Raw genomic sequence first — 15,346 nt, forward strand, 5'->3', positions numbered from 1 at the left:
GTGCGGACGGCTGTGCCCGGTGGAACGGGGACAGCCGTCCGCGCGGTTCAGAGGGAAGGCGTCCCCGGTGCGCGGTGCCGGGTGGACGGCGCTCGGCCGCCCGGGCTCAGAAGGCGTCCGCCTGGGACCCGGCCTCCTCGTCCGACCTGTCCATGATGTCGGAGGTGTCGTTGCCGGCCTCCACGACCGTGCCCAGCCGCGTGGTGACGTAGGAGAGCGTCTCGGTGAGGTTCTCGGTGGGCTTGTCGACCTGATCGTGGTACGTCGTGCCGATCTCGTCCTTGCCCGCGGACTCCTTGTTGATCCGGTTGATCTCCAGGATCGTCTTGCCGAGGTCGGCGAGACAGCGCTGGTAGTCGTCGTAGTGGGCGAACTTGCTCTTGAGGTCGCTCAGTACCCTCAGGTCGTCAGCCACTGAACTCCTCCTGCTTCCCCGTGGGGATACGGCTCTCGGCCTGCGTGGCGAACTCCTCCTGCTTGGCGGCCTGTTCGGAGGCCCGGCGGGCGGCTGCCTCCTCCTCGGCGGCGAACTCCCGCTGCCGGGCCGCCTTCGCCTCCTCCTGGGACTCCTCCAGGCCGAAGGACGGGGCCATCGCCCGCAGAGGCTTGAGGAGTTCGTCCATGTCGTCGGGCGTGCCGGCGAGGCCGGTCACGCTGCGCAGGTGTCCGCCGAAGTCCTGGAAGCCCTTGATGTGCTCGATGACGTGGCTGCCCATCCTGGCCCGCGCCTCGTTGAGGACGGCGACCAGGGCCGCGGCCAGTTCGGCCGGTGCCATCGACTGGTAGGCCTTGGTGTGGAAGGTCATCGAGACCACCTGGCCCTGGGGGCCGACCGTGACCGACACCATGCGGTCCTTGGAGGTGACGGACGCGGTCGCCGCGTCCAGTTCGCGCTTGGCCGCGAGCATCCTGTCCCGCTGATCGTGCAGGGCCGACATCGCGTCCTTGAGGATGCCGTCGAAGTCGATGGCCATGGTCCGCCTTTCGTGCTGCTGGGGTGGGTGGTGTCGGTGACGGGTGGACGTCAGCGTCCGATGACTCCGCTGACGGAGCCGGTGTCGGTGCCCCAGGTCTCCTCGTCCTCGGTCAGCCAGGTGGTGCGCTGCCGGTCGTTGCCCTGGTTGGGTCCGCCCGCGCCCGCTCCGGCGCCGGGACTCATCGGGGGCATCATCGGGGACTGCGGCATCTGGGCGCCGCCGCTTCCGGTGCCGCCGCCTCCTGTCCGTCCGCTTCCGGTGCCGCCGCCCGACTGCCGGCCGTCGGCGGTCGCGGTGAGCGGCGGACCTTCCGGAGGGATGCCGAGCATGCGGGCGGCCCGCTCTCCGAGCCCGCCGGTGCCGGTGACGACCGAGGAGCCGCCCTTCAGCCGGGGACCGTCCCCGCCGCCGCCCGAACCGCCGCCGTCGAGGGTGAACCTGTTGCCGCCGCCGCGCGATCCGTACCCGTCGAGGATCAGCTTGTTGTCTCCGCCCGAGCCGCCACCGCCGGTGGTGATCTTCCGTACGGGGGGCGAGTCGACGGCGTGCTCGGCGTTGGTGAGCAGCTGGTGCATGCGGCTGATCGGGTTGCCGTTCGCGTCGACGACGATGCCGTCCTTGAGGGTGGCTCCCTTGGGCAGGGCGTAGGGGTTGCCGTTGGAGTCGAGCAGCTGCTTGCCCTTGGCGTCGACCACGGTGCCGTCCGCGAGGACCTTCGCGCCTTCGGGGAGCCGGATGCGGTCGTAGTTGGAGCCCGGGAGTCCGCCCGTCTGGGTCTCGTCCTTGACGGGCGGCGTGCCCACCTTGCCGCCGGGGGGCGCGACGATCTGCTTGCCGCCCGTGCCGAGGACCGGCTTGCCGTTGGCGTCGTAGACCTTGCCGTCCTTGCCGATGCGGGAGCCCGGCGGCACCAGGACGGGATTGCCGTCGCTGCCCATGACGGGCTTGCCGTTCTTGTCGAGCAGTGGGACCTTGCCCCCGCCGCCCGCACCCGTGCCCGGCCCCCCGCCCGGCGAACCGGGCGTGGTGGTGGGCACCGAGACCGGCGGGATCTTGGGGCCGCCGGGCAGGCCCGTCGGCTTCTTGTCGCCGGGGTTGCCGGAGCCTCCTCCCTTGCCGCCCTTCAGGTCGGGAAGGCCGCTGCCGCCACCGCCGCCCCCGATCCCGCCCGGACCGCCGCTTCCGCCGCCCGGCAGGTCCTCGGTGCCCGGGCCCCCGCCGCCGCCGGCGCCGCCGGGCCCGGTGGGACCGCCTCCGCCCGGCAGGGTGAAGCTCGGCTGGTAGACGCCTTCCTCCAGGGCTGCCGCGAGCTTCAGGTAGCTGTTGTCCAGGGCGAGGACGTGGGTCGACGCGGCGGTGTCGAGGTCGGCGATCGTCTTGAGCCACTCGTTCTTCGCGTTCCGTTCGACCGTCCTGACCCAGTCGGGGGAACTGACGTCGTTCTTGAAGCCGTCGAGGATCTGGCCGAAGTCCGGAGTGGTCGTGGACGTGTAGTTGTTCGCGTAGCTCGGAGTGCCCGTCGTCCGCCAGGTGACGGTGAGCGTCGAGCCCGTCATGAGACGGTTGAACTCCGCCCGGAGCAGCGCCACCCCGTTCATGGCCGAGTACCCGGTCTTCGAGTCCGGGGGCACCTTTTTGGCCCTCCACGCCTCGAACGCCCTGTACATCCCCCAGGAGGACGTCTCCAGCTGCGTCTTGGACTCACCCAGCAACTTCGAGATGTCCTGCGGGGTCTTGATGTCCAGCTTGACCTTGTTCATCTCCATGTGGATCACGTCGACGAACTTCTTGAACGCGCCGGCCGCGCTGCCGCGCCATTCGCTTCCCTCGGAGTCCATGTCGTTCCCCCAGCCCTTGATGAGCGGGAGCCATTCGTCGAGCCACGTGACCACCCCGTCCAGCTGGTCCTTGGCGTTGCCGAACGAGAAGGAGTTGACGATGTCCGTCTTCGCGGACGAGGTCCCGTTCACCAGGGGCAGCAGCGCTTTGTAGGGCTCGTTCAGGAACAGGTTGTACGGGGATTTGACGTCGTCGAAGTAGCCCTTCCAGTTGGCGCTGAAGCCGACCACGAACCGTGCCGACTGGCCGCCGTAGCTGGTGTCGAACGTCCAGTAGAAGTCGAAGATCTTGCTGTAGTCCTTGCTGAAGGCGACGTTCTTCTCGATGCGGAAGGTGCCGAAGTCGGACCAGTCCGTCGAGCCCGGCCCGGCCACCGCCTCCCGGGTCGTCAAGGCCCCGGTCGTGTCCATGAAGACCTTGAGGCCTTCCTCCCAGGTCCACTTCTTTACCGCCATGGTCGCGTCGAACTCCTGTCGGGTGGGTGACGGTCTACTTCTCGGGAGAGGGAGTGGACCCGCTGGACTGCTGGGCGTCCCGCTGGATCATGCCGAGGATCTCCCACATCTCGGTGACGTCGACGGCGTCGCCCGCCGCGTCGCCGAGGATCTCCTTGACGCTCCGCAGGTTGATGCTGCCGCTCTTGGTGACGCCCTGGAGCTTGTCGAGAGCGCCCTCCAGCTGCGTGCACACGGCGGCGAACCCCGCCTGCACACGGGCGGCGCTGTTCAACTGCTTGGGGTTGCCCGGCAGGATCTGGCCGAAGTCACCGTTGGGCTTTCCCGCCGACCAGTCGGGGAGCGCCAGCAGGACCGTGTCCGAGGTGAGTTCCAGGAGCAGTTCCTCGAACTTCGTCGCCTTCTCCAGCAGAACGTCTTCGGTGATCGAGGTGACGCTCTCGTCACCCTCGTTGTCGTCCGCCATGGGGCCTCTCCATTCCTGTTCCGGGCCGCGTGCTGTCCGGCACGGAGAACGGAGGCCCCGCACCCGGAGGTTCACCCCGGCCCCGGAACGCCGGGACCCGGCACGCCGACGGTGACGGCGTGCCGGGTCCCGGTGCGGGGCGCGGGGGTTCAGCGCTGGAACAGGAACGCGCTCTTGCGGTCCCCGCCCCGGATGATGCCGTGGGCGTCGGCCAGCAGGTCCGCGCCCTTGTTGAACTGCTGCGACAGGTTGGAGTCCAGGGAGTTCACGACCTGCTTGAACTCCGCGAACTCCTTGGCCGCCTCACCGGTGAACTCCGACCGGATGGCGTCGAGCCGCTGGACGACGGTCTCCACGGCCGAGCTCATGGTCGCGGCGACCTGCTTCATCTGGGCGTTCGCTTCCTCGAGCGCGCCGTGCTTGATGTCCATGTCCATTTCGCTCATGCGCGTTCCTTAGGTAAGAGGGGAGGAGGGAGAGACGGAGAGGGCGTACGTGATCACTTGCTGAGGACGTCGTAGACGTCGCCGCTCCACAGGTCCATGTTGGCGTCCGCCTCACCGGCGGTGTCCGTCATGACCTTGCTGGTGGTGCCGACCGCGTCCAGGAGGTCCTTGTACTCGGCCATCACCGTGCGGTAGCCGCGCTGCCAGTTCTCGATCTTCGCGATGAACTTGGTGCCCGCCGCGGACCGCATGCTCTGCGCGACCTGGTTCGCGATGTCCTCGGACTGCGTGTAGGCCCGCTCCATCGTCTGGAGGTGCTCCTCCAGCTCGTTGAGGGTCTGGGTCAGTACCGCTGACGAAATCTTGAGGTTGTCATTGGGAACGTCGGACACCTGATCTCCTTGGTCGTACGGTCGTGGGATTCCCGGCAGGGGGAACGGGCCGTTCACGGTGGGGGGTTCACCGGTCCACCGCACCGGCCCCGGGCGGCGGCGCGGACACCGGTGCTCAGCTCCCCGAAACGGTGCCGGGGCACAGAGGGGCCGGCTCGCCGGCGGGCGCGTCGACCACCCCCGCCGTCATGAGCGCCGCCGGGTCGAGGTCCAGGCCCGAGGGCAGCATGGTCAGCAGCGTCGAGGGCACGCCCACCGGCGTCGCGCCCGCGTAGCCGAGGACCTTCGCCGCCTCCCGCGTCGGCAGCGGGTACTTCACGCCGTTGTCCGCGACCAGGTACGTCGCCCCGGCCGTGCCCGCCCCGGACAGCGCCCGCACCAGCGCGCCGCCCCCCGGCCGTACCGAGATCCGGTCGGCCGCGCCGCACGACGCCGTCACGCCCGGCTGGGGCGTCACCGGCCGTCCCGCGACCGCCGACGCGTCGGCCACGGTCACCAGGGTGCGGGGCCCGCCCGCCGCCGAAGGCCGTACCGCCGTGCACACGCCCTGACCGGTCCCCGGCGCCACCAGCTCCGGCGGCGTCGTCGGAAGTCCCGTGTCCGGCAGGGTCCCGGCCGGCGCCGGGTGGGCGGCCAGGTCCGCGGCGCCCACCGCGACGGCGAGCGGCGGAGCCCCCGCGTACGCCTCCTTCTGGGTGCGCGGGTCACCGCGCAGCAGCTCGAACTGGGTGCGGCCGAGCGGCGCCAGGCCCATCCGGGTCAGGACGTACGGCTCGCCGGCCGGGCCCGTGAACAGCTGGCCGACCCGGGTCCGCCGACCGGCCAGGTCAGGGCCGGGCGTGCCCCGGCCCGCGACCTCCGGCGCGGCCAGATCGGGCCCGGAGGGAAGGGAGTTGAGGTAGGACGGTGCCACCGGGAACGGCGTGGCCGTGCCGTAGCCGAGCGCCGTACCCGCGTCCTTGCCCAGCCGCAGCCGCTTCCCCTGCCACAGCACATGGCGAGTGCCGTCCGTGGTGATCACCAGGAGTCCCTGCTCGGGACCCAGCGCCTGGCCCGGGCCGGCGGAGCCGACGGCCAGCGAGACCACCGCTCCGGGCTTCCCCGACGCCGTGGCGACCACCAGCCCGCACACCAGCCAGTCGCCGCGGGACAGCGCGGACGCGGCCGGGAGCCCGTCCGGCGCGCCCACGATGCCCACCGGTCCGCCGCGCGGCGCCGACTTGAGCGAGTTCAGGCCGACCTGGGTGACGGTCATCTTCTCCCCGGCCACCAGCCGGGCGCTGGCCTGGTTGAGCACCGGCCGCAGCTCCCCGCCGACGAACAGGTACCGGGCGCCCGTCTCCTTGACCACCACCAGGGTCCCCGGCTTGGCCCAGCCCGTCGAACCGCCCGGTTTGATCGCCCCGTACAAGCCCATCACCAGGGCTATCAGGACGGCGATGAACAGCCCGGTGCGCACCCCGCGAGCGGTGCGCCGGGTGGGAAGGTCCAGGGAGTCGGGCTCGCCCCGCAGCATCCCGGCCCCGAGCCTGCTCATCACGAACAGGTGGGCCTGCACCTGGTCGCGCCTGGACTGCATGTGAACTCCTCGGAGGAAAGGTGTGGTGGGGTGCGGGGCGCGAGGTGACGGTCACCGGCCCCGCGCCGGAGTCCCGGCCCGGGGGCCGGTCGCGGAATTCAGCCGGTGAGCCCGCGCACCCACGCGAAGACCCCGGCCTCGGTCAGGGCCAGCGGCAGCATGCTGAGCGCGAGCAGGCTGTGCAGCAGGTCGGCGGCCCGCCCCCAGTACGGCAGCATCCGCCGCCCCGGCACCGTCCACGAGACGATCGCGAGGCCCGCGGCGGTCGCCGTCAGCCCCGCCAGCAGGTACAGACGACCGGTGGGGCCCAGCGAGAGGGCCCACCCGGTCGTGAGCAGCGCGAGCCCGTACGCGCCGGGCAGGACCAGGGCCAGCCGCTGCCACCGGGAGCCCAGCTCACGGGCGTGCAGGATCAGCAGCAGCGACAGCGCGCAGCTCAGGGCCACGGGGGCCCAGCCGGGCGCTGGGGCCATCAGGGTGAGACAGGCGGCGCACAGGGCGCCCGTCACCACGTGGAAGGCGGTCAGATAGCCGTCGGCCACGGCACTGCGGTCCACGACGTCCTGCGCCGGGTAGGGCTCGATGTCCTCCTGGAGCTCCTCGGCGGTGCGCGGCAACGCGGGCAGCCTCAGCCCCGAGAGCCGGAAGGCGAACCCGGGCAGGAACGTCCCCAGCGCCACCACCAGCACCGCCAGCGCCCCCGCCGTCTCCGAGGCCGTGAGCCCCGCGAGGGAGAGCGCTCCCGCCACCGCCGTGGCCACCGCGGTGATGAGCAGCCCGAGGAAGAGGGGCGCCGAACAGGCCACGGCGGCGAGCGCGAGCACCGAGGCGCTCGCGGCGGCCGAACCGCCCGCGAGCAGCCGGGCGGCCGTCAGGTCGCTGTCCCCGGACGGCAGCAGCGCCCCGGCCAGTGCCACGTAGGGAACGGCCGCGGCGCCGAGCGCCGTACCGGCCCCCGCGTCCCCGACCGCCCGCGCGGCGCTCCCCGCGCCCAGGAGCAGGAGCACTCCGGTCACCGCCGCCGAGACCCCCCGCAGTGGCCCGATGTCCCCGGAGAGGGCCAGGAGGACCAGGCCGCCCGCCAGCGCGAGCAGTGCCAGGCCGAGTGCCAGGTGATGGGTGAGGGCGGGGTGCCACGCGTCGCCCCGCCGGTCGAGCCCGGCCGCCACACCGTCGATGATGTCGTCGAAGTGGACCTCCGGCAGGGACTCGCGGCGCAGCCGCAGATAGAGACGCTCGCCGTCCCGCAGGCCCAGGGCCTCGGCCGTCCGCTCCTCGTCCAGGGGCTCCTCGCCGAGCCGCTGGAGCACCCAGCCGCCCGCCTCGACGGCCTCCTCGTCGAGGCCGTCCCCGGAGTAGCCGATGATCGTCGGCAACAGGTCCGCCAGGGGGACGTCGGCCGGTACGGAGAGTTCGACGACCTTGTGCGGCCCATGGAACCTCAACCGGCACAGCCCCGCCACCGCGCTACCGCTCACTGCCCGCGTGTCCTTCCTGCTGTCCCGCCGAGGCCGGAACGCCCTCGGCGGGCAGTGGAACGGACGCGCCCCGGTGGCGGGTTCAACCACGGTGAACCGGATGGCCGGCACAGGCCCGGGCACGACGACGGGGGAGGGGCCGCGGGGCCGGCCGTCGCGACGAGGGTCGGGCCCGGCGACGAGGGGCGGTGTGGCGACTGGGGTACGCGTGGCGACGAGGGCGGGCGACGGCGACGGGTCAGCAGTCCCCCCGCAGCGCCCGTACGAGCGACTCGACGCCCTCCTCACCGTGCCGTACCAGGAGCACGGCGACCAGACGGGTCACGGCCCGCCGTTCACCCTCGCTCCAGGCGCCCGCCGACGGATGCTCGTCGACCACGAGCGCGCGGGCGATCAGCAGCGTCTCCCGCGGTGCCGGGACGACGACGGACACCGTGCCGAGCAGCCGGGCCAGAACGCCCGTCACCTCGGACGCGGTGGCCTCCGGCACGTCGAGCCCGGTCGCGGTCCCGGCGAGCGGGTCCCCGTCCTCCGGGCGGGTGTCCGGCAGCCAGTCGCGCAGCAGCGCCCGCACCTCGTCCGCCCTCGCGTCCTCGGCCTCGTCCTCGTACACCGCTCTCCCGCAGACACCGCCACGACGGGCGTGCACACACCGCCTCGCCCACCCCGCCGACGTTACCGGCACCCGGCCCGGCGGTCGTCCGTAGTCGCGCACGCTCTCCCACCGTTCGTCCGCCCCTGTTCCGCCGGAGAGATCAACGCGTACCCCGCCCGTGGCGGTTCATCCGGGGCACGGGCCACGGGGTTGAACCATCGGGCACCGTCCGCCCGTTCCCGACTGACGAGGAATCGGCACACAGTCGGCCGCCAGGTGTGAGGAGCGTTGTTCGTTGAGCGTGGTGCAAGTCAACCGCCCGCCGAGGCGGCCGGGCCCCGAGATGCCGGACGGCGAGATCCAGCTCCAGGAGCCGCCGGGCCTCCCGGAGAAGCAGAACGGCATGGGCAACATCATCACGATGGTGCCGATGGCGCTGTCCTCGCTCTCCATGGTGTTCATCTTCCTGCGGCCCAACGGCGGCCTCATGACGTACATCGCCATGGGCACCATGGCGGTGTCCGCGATCGGCATGGTCGTCACCCAGATCATGCGAGGCAACGCCGACCGCAAGCAGGAGCTCACCGGCGAACGCCGCGACTACCTGCGCTATCTGTCGCAGATGCGGCGCCAGGTGCGCAAGGAGGTCCTCCGCCAGCAGCAGGCCCTGGCATGGCGGCACCCCGACCCGTCCGAGCTGCCCTCCCTGGTACGCACCTCCCGGCTGTGGGAACGACGCTCCTCGCACCCGGACTTCAGCGACGTACGGATCGCGCGCGGCTCCCAGCGCCTCGCGGTGCGCCTCGCCCCGCTCGCCACCAAGCCGGTCGACGACCTCGAACCGCTCAGCGCCCACGCCCTGCGCCGCTTCATCCACGCGTACGGCTCCGTCGCCGAGCAGCCCGTCGCCATCCACCTGCGCGGCTTCGCCCACGTCCTGATCCGGGGCGCCGACGAAGCGGGCCCCGGCAACGGGACGACCGAAGGCGGGACACCCGACGGCGGCGCGACGGCCGGCACCGACGACCGGCCCCGCGCCCTGGCCCGCGCCGTGCTCGCCCAGTTGGCCACGTTCCACGCCCCCGACGAACTGCGCGTCGCCGTGGTCGCCGCGCCCGACCGGCGTGCCCACTGGGAGTGGACCAAGTGGCTGCCGCACGCCCTGCACCCCGGCGAGACCGACGGCGCGGGGCCGCTCCGGCTCGTCGCCGGAACCATCGGCGAACTGGAGCAGCTGCTCGGCGAGGAGTTCGGCGCCCGGCCGCCCTACGAGCCCGACGCCACCCCGAGCCGTGACGAGCCGTACACGGTCATCGTGCTCGACGGGGCCACCTTCACCGCCCCCCACCGGGCCGCGCTCGGCGGCTACCGCAACGCCACCGTCGTCGACGTCGGCTCCGCGCTGGAGTGGAAGCACAGCAGACTCGTCCTCCGCCTGCGGATCACCGGGACCCCCGACGGCACCGACAGCGCCCTGGAGATGGTCGGCGCCGACCGCAACCGCAAGGACCAGGTCACCACGCTCGGAGTCCCGGACGGCCTGACCCCCACCGCGGCCACCCGCCTGGCCGCGGCCATGGCCCCGTACCGGCTGGGCGACAGCGTCGACCAGGGCGAGCCACTGGCCACCGACTTCGACCTGACCAGCCTGCTCGGCATCCACGACCTGCACCGCTTCGACGTCAAGCAGCAGTGGTCGCAGCGCAACCAGTCCAACAAACTGCGCGTCCCGCTCGGCCTCGGCCCCGACGGCACACCCATCGACCTCGACATCAAGGAGTCCGCCCAGGGCGGCATGGGCCCGCACGGCATGCTCATCGGCGCCACCGGCTCCGGCAAGTCGGAGCTCCTGCGCACCCTCGTCCTCGCCCTGGCCCTGACCCACTCCTCGGAGATCCTCAACTTCGTCCTCGTCGACTTCAAGGGCGGCGCCACCTTCCTCGGCCTGGACCGTCTGCCCCACACCTCCGCCGTCATCACGAACCTCGCCGACGAGGCCGACCTGGTCGACCGCATGCGCGACGCGCTGCACGGAGAGATGATCCGCCGCCAGGAACTGCTCCGCGCGGCGGGCAACTACGCCTCCCTCCTGGAGTACGAGACCGCCCGCGCCGCCGGCACCCCGCTGGACCCGCTGCCCACGCTGTTCGTCGTCGTCGACGAGTTCTCCGAACTGCTCGCCGCACACCGCGACTTCATGGACCTCTTCGTCATGATCGGCCGACTCGGCCGCTCCCTCGGCGTCCATCTGCTGCTCGCCTCCCAGCGCCTCGACGAAGGACGCGTGCACCAGCTGGAATCCCACCTGTCGTACCGGATCGGCCTGCGCACCTTCTCCGCCATGGAGTCCCGGGGCGTCCTGGGCGTCCCCGACGCCTACCAGCTGCCCTCCCAGCCCGGCAACGGCTATCTGCGCAGCGACATCTCCACCCTCACCCGCTTCAAGGCGGCCTACGTCTCCGGGGCCTACCAGCCCAAACGCCGGCCGGCCGCCCAGCGCGCGGTCATCGAGGGCCAGGTCGTGGCCTTCGGCACCGACTACGTGGCCCCCCGCGTGCTGCCCTCCACCCCCGACACGGAGGAGGAGCCCGAGACCGAGGAGACCGGCACGCTCCTCGACATCGCCGCCGAACGGCTGACCGACGTCGGTCCCCCCGCCTACCAGGTGTGGCTGCCGCCGCTGGACGTCCCGCCGACACTGGACGAACTGCTGCCCCCGATCGGACCGCACCCGGAGCGCGGCTTCACCGTCGAGGGCGAGGCCCGCGGCACCCTCAAGGTGCCCGTCGGCGTCGTCGACCGGCCCTTCCAGCAGGTCCGCGACCTGCTCATGGCCGACCTGGCCGGAGCCGACGGACACATCGGCATCGCCGGAGCCCCGCAGTCCGGCAAGTCCACCCTGATCCGCACCATGATGACGGCACTCGCGCTCACCCACACCCCCGCCGAAGTGCAGTTCTACTGCCTGGACTTCGGCGGCGGAACCCTGTCGGGCCTGCGCGGCCTGCCCCACGTCGGCGGGGTCACCGGCCGCCACGACCCGGACCGCGTCACCCGTACGATCGCCGAGGTCAACGCGGTCATCACCCGCCGCGAGAAGTACTTCGCCGAACTCGGCATCGACTCCATCGCCGCCTTCCGCCGCAAGAAGGCGGCCGGAGAGCTTCCCGACGACCCCCACGGAGACGTGTTCCTCGTCATCGACGGCTGGAACACACTGCGCCAGGAGTTCATGGACCTGGTCCAGCCACTGACCCTCATCTCGCAGCGGGGACTCAACTACGGGGTTCACCTGCTCGTCGGCACCACCCGCTGGGGCGAGATCACCGGCGCCCTGCGCGACCAGCTCCAGACCCGGTTCGAACTGCGCCTGGGAGACGCCGTGGACTCGGTCGTCAACATGCGCGCGGCGGGCAAGGTGCCCAAGATCCCCGGCCGCGGACTCACCGCCGACCAGGCGCACTTCCTGTGCGCGCTGCCCCGTATGGACGGCATCGGCACCGCCCACGACCTCAGCGAGGGCGTCGCCGACCTCGTCGACGTCGTGGCCGACCACTGGACCGGGCCGCGCGCCCCCGAGGTCCGCATGCTCCCGTCCGTCCTCGGCGCCGCGGAACTCCCCGCACCCCACGGCTCCCTGCGGATCCCGCTCGGCCTGGAGGAACACGACGTCCAGCCGCTGTGGCACGACTTCTCCCAGGACCCGCACCTGATCGTCGTCGGCGACAGCGAGACCGGCAAGACCAATCTCCTCAAGCACATCGCCACCCAGATCATGCGCGCCTACACACCCGACCAGGGCCGCCTGATGCTGGTCGACTTCCGCCGCGAGATGTACGAGACCGTGCCCGAGGAGTACCGGCTCGGCTACGCCGTCTCGGCCGACCCGCTGCGCCAGATGGTCACCGGCGCCGCCAAGGCGATCGCCAACCGCGTCCCGTCCGCCGACATCACCCCGGACCGGCTGCGGCTGCGCGACTGGTGGAGCGGCCCGGAACTCTTCGTACTCGTCGACGACTACGACCTGGTCCACGGCTCCCTGTCGGCCCATCCGTTCGCCGCAGTCCTCGACCACCTCGCCCAGGGCGCGGAGATCGGCCTGCACATCATCGTCGCCCGTTCCGCCAACGGAGCCGGACGCGGCCTGTCCGACCAGCTGCTGCGCAAGCTCCAGGACGTCAACACCCCGGCCGTCCTGCTGTCCTGCCCGCCCACCGAGGGCTACCTCTTCGGCGGTACGAAGCCCAAGGTGCTGCCCACCGGACGCGCACTGCACATCACCCGCCGTCGGACGGTGCAGCTCCAGACGCCGCTGCTCGACCCCGACGGCCCGACCCCGCAGAACGGACACTCCGGATGACCACGTCCGCCCCCGCCACCGGATCGAGGGTGCGTCCCGTCGGCCCGCACCTCGTGATCGCGTCCGAGGAGATGGCACCGGCCCTGACGGCGGCCCTCGGCGGTCTTCCCCCACTGCCCGGCGCGCTCCTGATCCTGGCCGCGGCACCGGACGCGGCCCCGGTGCTCCGCCGGAGCCTTCCGGAGCTGGTGGCCCTCGCCGTGGAACGCGGAGCGACAAGCCTGGTGCTGGCGGCCTCGGGCCTCGCCGCACCGGGCCCCGACGGCAGCCGCCCGGTCGAGGCGGTCGCGGCGACGGCGGACTTCACGGTGATCGCCCCGGACGGGGTGGTCAGCATCGAACCGGACGGCACGCTGCGGATCGCGGAGCCGGGAAGCTGGTGGAGCACGGAGCCGGGGGAACAGCCGCGCCGACTGGCGGCCGGCTGGCCGCCGGCGACGGGGGGCGAGGCTCCGGGGCAGGTCGAGCGTGCGGAGCCCGGCGCCGGCCGGGGCGAGGGGCTCGTCCACGGCGGGAACCCCGACCCGAGTGGGGATCCCGACCGGGAAGAGCGTCCCGACGGGATTGAGGAACCTGACCGGGAAGAGCGTCCCGACGGGATTGAGGAACCCGACCGGGAAGAGCGTCCTGACCGGATTGAGGAACCCGACCCGGACGAGCATCCCGATCAGGCGGAGGAGCCGCTCCCGCCGCCCGCGCCCCCGGTCCCCGTGGTGGCGGAGTCCCGGGCCGGTGCGCACGGGTTCGGACCGGCGCCGGTGCAAGGGGCGGTTCCTGCGGTAGGCGCGGCACCGGAGGAGGACGAGAGCCGTTCCGTGCGGGGCGGGTTCTGGCTGGGGGACCTGCCCGAAGCCGCCGAGCAGCTGATCGGCGCCCACCCGGACACCTTCCTCCTGGGTGTCGGTTCACCTCGGCGGCCGTCGCCGCCCACCGCCGAACTCCTCGACCGCGTGCCGGAGGCTGCGAAGGACGCGGCGGACCTGCTGCTGGCCGCACCGTGGGCCGCTCCGTCCGACCTCATCGCCATGGCCGTGGCCCTCGCGGAACATCTCGGTCGCACGGTACGCGTGGCCATCGGCCTCCCCGTACGCACGGCCGACGACCACGCCACCACGCTCCTCGACGAGCGGGCCGCACCCACCTGGCAGCCCCTGCTGCTCGAACTCGCCGCCTCGCCCGAGCACCGTCGCGTGGTCCCGTCCGCGTGGCTGCGTCTGCCCGGACAGGACGCACCGGCCCCTGCCGTGCACCGGAACTCGGACCTGGCGGGCTGGGTACTGGAGTCCGTACCGGCGGGGCTCTGGCTGCGCCCGGCAGGACCCGCACCGGACCTCCGCCCCCGGACGCTGCGCCCCGACCCCGCGCGCCCGGTCCTGGTCGTGGGTGACGGGGGCGTACGCATCGGACCCGAGGTCTGGGCGGCGCTTCCCGGGGTCTCGGCGATGCTGCCGGGCCTGGGTGCGACAGAGCCGCGCGGACTGCTGGTCCACGGGAGCGAGGCCGAGGAGGCGGAAGGCAGGTCCCGAGCCACGGCGCTGGACCTGAACTGGCTGGATCCCCGCACGACCTGGCCCGCGCCCGAGGCCTTGTCGTCACCGGAGGCCGGACCGGACCCCGAAGCCGCGCCGGAAGCCGGGCCCGAGCCCCTTCCCGGACCCGCCGCGCCTCAGGTTGTGCTCGGGCCGGTCGCCGGTACCCCGGAGCCGGATCCGCATGCGCCGGATCCGCATGCGCCGGATTCGCACGTGCCGGAGACGACACCGCCGTCCGAGCCGGACCAGCAGCCCGAACCCGCGACCGCTCCGGTCGCACCGCCCGGCCCCGACGCCCCGGTGCGGGTGGCCCCGGTCCCGGCCCAGCCCGCCCGGCCGGCGCCGGTATCCGCCGCGCCCAGCGGCCCCGGGGACCGTGCGGCCCTCCGGGACCTCCTCGGTGAGCGCTACCACGTCCTCGCGGGCAGGACGGAACTTCTGGCCTCCCGGCTGCCGTCGCTGCGCTCCACGGCCCAGGACGACCTCAAGCCGGACATGGTCGCCATCGCGGTGTACCAGGCCGACACCCCCGACCCGGTGTCCCGGGCGGGACTGGCCGAGGCGGCGCGGGCAGGGGCGCCGGGCCCCTTCACACCGCTGCTGCGCTGCCTCAGCTCGGGCCTGCGCAGGCTGCCGGGTCATTACGGGGCCGTCATGCTCGCGGCCCCCGCCGAGGCGGTGCCGCTGGACCGGTACGTGCCCGGCGCCGTCCTCGTCGAGCCCGCCGCCGTGGCGGCCGTGCCGGCCTGCGACGCGGAGCTGGAGGGCGCGGTCGAGTTCGGGATCTGGTCCACCACCGGCCGTCGTACGGCCGTCTTCCTCGGTACGGACGACGAACCGGAGGTGGTGTTCCCACCGGGCACGGCCTTCGCGGTCCTGGCCCTGCACATCGCGGAGGACGACGCGTCCCCGATCCGGGTGCTGCTCCGTGAGGTATCGCCCGCGGAGGGGGTGGACAGCCGTGTCCGGGAGCGCGACGCCCAGGCCCGCGCACGCCTCGTCGACTGGTTCGAACGCCGGGACATGCTGGAACCCCACGACCGCCGCCCCCTGCCCGCCGCGTCGCGCTTTCACACGGCTCCCGGAGCGGCCCTGGGCTGAGCGACGGCTCGCGCCGAGGAGGCCGCGGGGGCCGAGGCGACGGAAGGGGGCGGAGGAGGGCGACGCCGATACCGAGGGGGACTCCACGGTGCTCCGCGTGCGTCCCCGACCGGTGTGGCCCGCCCG

11 protein-coding genes are annotated in these 15,346 nt (G+C 72.7%); 2 read left to right on the forward strand and 9 right to left on the reverse strand.

The window, feature by feature from the left end; genetic code table 11:
* Window positions 1-106: 106 nt before the first annotated feature.
* From ACH4MY_RS09945 to ACH4MY_RS09985, 9 genes are all read right to left on the reverse strand, one after another.
* The gene (locus tag ACH4MY_RS09945; RefSeq protein ID WP_398000117.1) at window positions 107-415 is read right to left on the reverse strand and encodes a hypothetical protein; all 309 of its coding nucleotides are present in this window, start codon (window positions 413-415) and stop codon (window positions 107-109) included.
* The gene (locus ACH4MY_RS09950) at window positions 408-974 is read right to left on the reverse strand and encodes a YbaB/EbfC family nucleoid-associated protein (protein ID WP_398000118.1); all 567 of its coding nucleotides are present in this window, start codon (window positions 972-974) and stop codon (window positions 408-410) included. The genes ACH4MY_RS09945 and ACH4MY_RS09950 overlap by 8 nt, the downstream gene beginning before the upstream one ends.
* 50 nt (window positions 975-1,024) lie before the next feature.
* Window positions 1,025-3,271 (reverse strand): hypothetical protein, encoded by a 2,247-nt coding sequence (locus ACH4MY_RS09955; RefSeq protein WP_398000120.1) that lies wholly within the window; start codon window positions 3,269-3,271, stop codon window positions 1,025-1,027.
* Between the two features lie 34 nt (window positions 3,272-3,305).
* Window positions 3,306-3,737 carry a hypothetical protein gene (locus ACH4MY_RS09960; protein ID WP_327165027.1) on the reverse strand — a complete coding sequence of 144 codons (432 nt, stop codon included), beginning with the start codon at window positions 3,735-3,737 and terminating at the stop codon, window positions 3,306-3,308.
* A gap of 149 nt (window positions 3,738-3,886) precedes the next feature.
* Window positions 3,887-4,183 (reverse strand): WXG100 family type VII secretion target, encoded by a 297-nt coding sequence (locus tag ACH4MY_RS09965; RefSeq protein ID WP_159043144.1) that lies wholly within the window; start codon window positions 4,181-4,183, stop codon window positions 3,887-3,889.
* A 53-nt stretch (window positions 4,184-4,236) separates the two neighbouring features.
* Window positions 4,237-4,575, reverse strand: a complete 339-nt coding sequence (locus ACH4MY_RS09970) for a hypothetical protein (protein ID WP_327165028.1) — start codon at window positions 4,573-4,575, stop codon at window positions 4,237-4,239.
* Between the two features lie 115 nt (window positions 4,576-4,690).
* Window positions 4,691-6,154, reverse strand: coding sequence for a type VII secretion protein EccB (gene eccB / locus ACH4MY_RS09975; protein ID WP_398000125.1), 1,464 nt, complete (start codon window positions 6,152-6,154; stop codon window positions 4,691-4,693).
* A gap of 98 nt (window positions 6,155-6,252) precedes the next feature.
* Complete coding sequence (gene eccD / locus ACH4MY_RS09980) at window positions 6,253-7,632, reverse strand: type VII secretion integral membrane protein EccD (protein ID WP_398000128.1); 1,380 nt, start codon at window positions 7,630-7,632, stop codon at window positions 6,253-6,255.
* A 238-nt stretch (window positions 7,633-7,870) separates the two neighbouring features.
* A complete protein-coding gene (locus ACH4MY_RS09985; protein ID WP_398000131.1) occupies window positions 7,871-8,245 on the reverse strand; it encodes a hypothetical protein in 375 nt (124 codons plus the stop codon).
* 277 nt (window positions 8,246-8,522) lie between these two features.
* On the opposite strand from ACH4MY_RS09985, the gene eccCa reads away from it, so the two are divergent.
* Entirely contained in the window at window positions 8,523-12,587 is a 4,065-nt protein-coding gene (gene eccCa / locus ACH4MY_RS09990) for a type VII secretion protein EccCa (RefSeq protein WP_398000133.1), read from the forward strand.
* Entirely contained in the window at window positions 12,584-15,220 is a 2,637-nt protein-coding gene (locus ACH4MY_RS09995; protein WP_398000136.1) for a hypothetical protein, read from the forward strand. Before eccCa ends, ACH4MY_RS09995 begins: the two co-directional genes overlap by 4 nt.
* Window positions 15,221-15,346: the final 126 nt, after the last annotated feature.

It is taken from the genome of Streptomyces sp. NPDC017246, from assembly GCF_044331325.1.
Lineage (GTDB): Bacteria > Actinomycetota > Actinomycetes > Streptomycetales > Streptomycetaceae > Streptomyces.

Excerpts from the sequence above, each read along its gene's own strand:
- ACH4MY_RS09965 (WP_159043144.1), bottom strand. The coding sequence starts at position 4,183 with ATGAGCGAAATGGACATGGACATCAAGCACGGCGCGCTCGAGGAAGCG.
- ACH4MY_RS09995 (WP_398000136.1), top strand. The coding sequence starts at position 12,584 with ATGACCACGTCCGCCCCCGCCACCGGATCGAGGGTGCGTCCCGTCGGC.
- ACH4MY_RS09960 (WP_327165027.1), bottom strand. The coding sequence starts at position 3,737 with ATGGCGGACGACAACGAGGGTGACGAGAGCGTCACCTCGATCACCGAA.
- eccB (WP_398000125.1), bottom strand. The coding sequence starts at position 6,154 with ATGCAGTCCAGGCGCGACCAGGTGCAGGCCCACCTGTTCGTGATGAGC.
- ACH4MY_RS09950 (WP_398000118.1), bottom strand. The coding sequence starts at position 974 with ATGGCCATCGACTTCGACGGCATCCTCAAGGACGCGATGTCGGCCCTG.
- ACH4MY_RS09955 (WP_398000120.1), bottom strand. The coding sequence starts at position 3,271 with ATGGCGGTAAAGAAGTGGACCTGGGAGGAAGGCCTCAAGGTCTTCATG.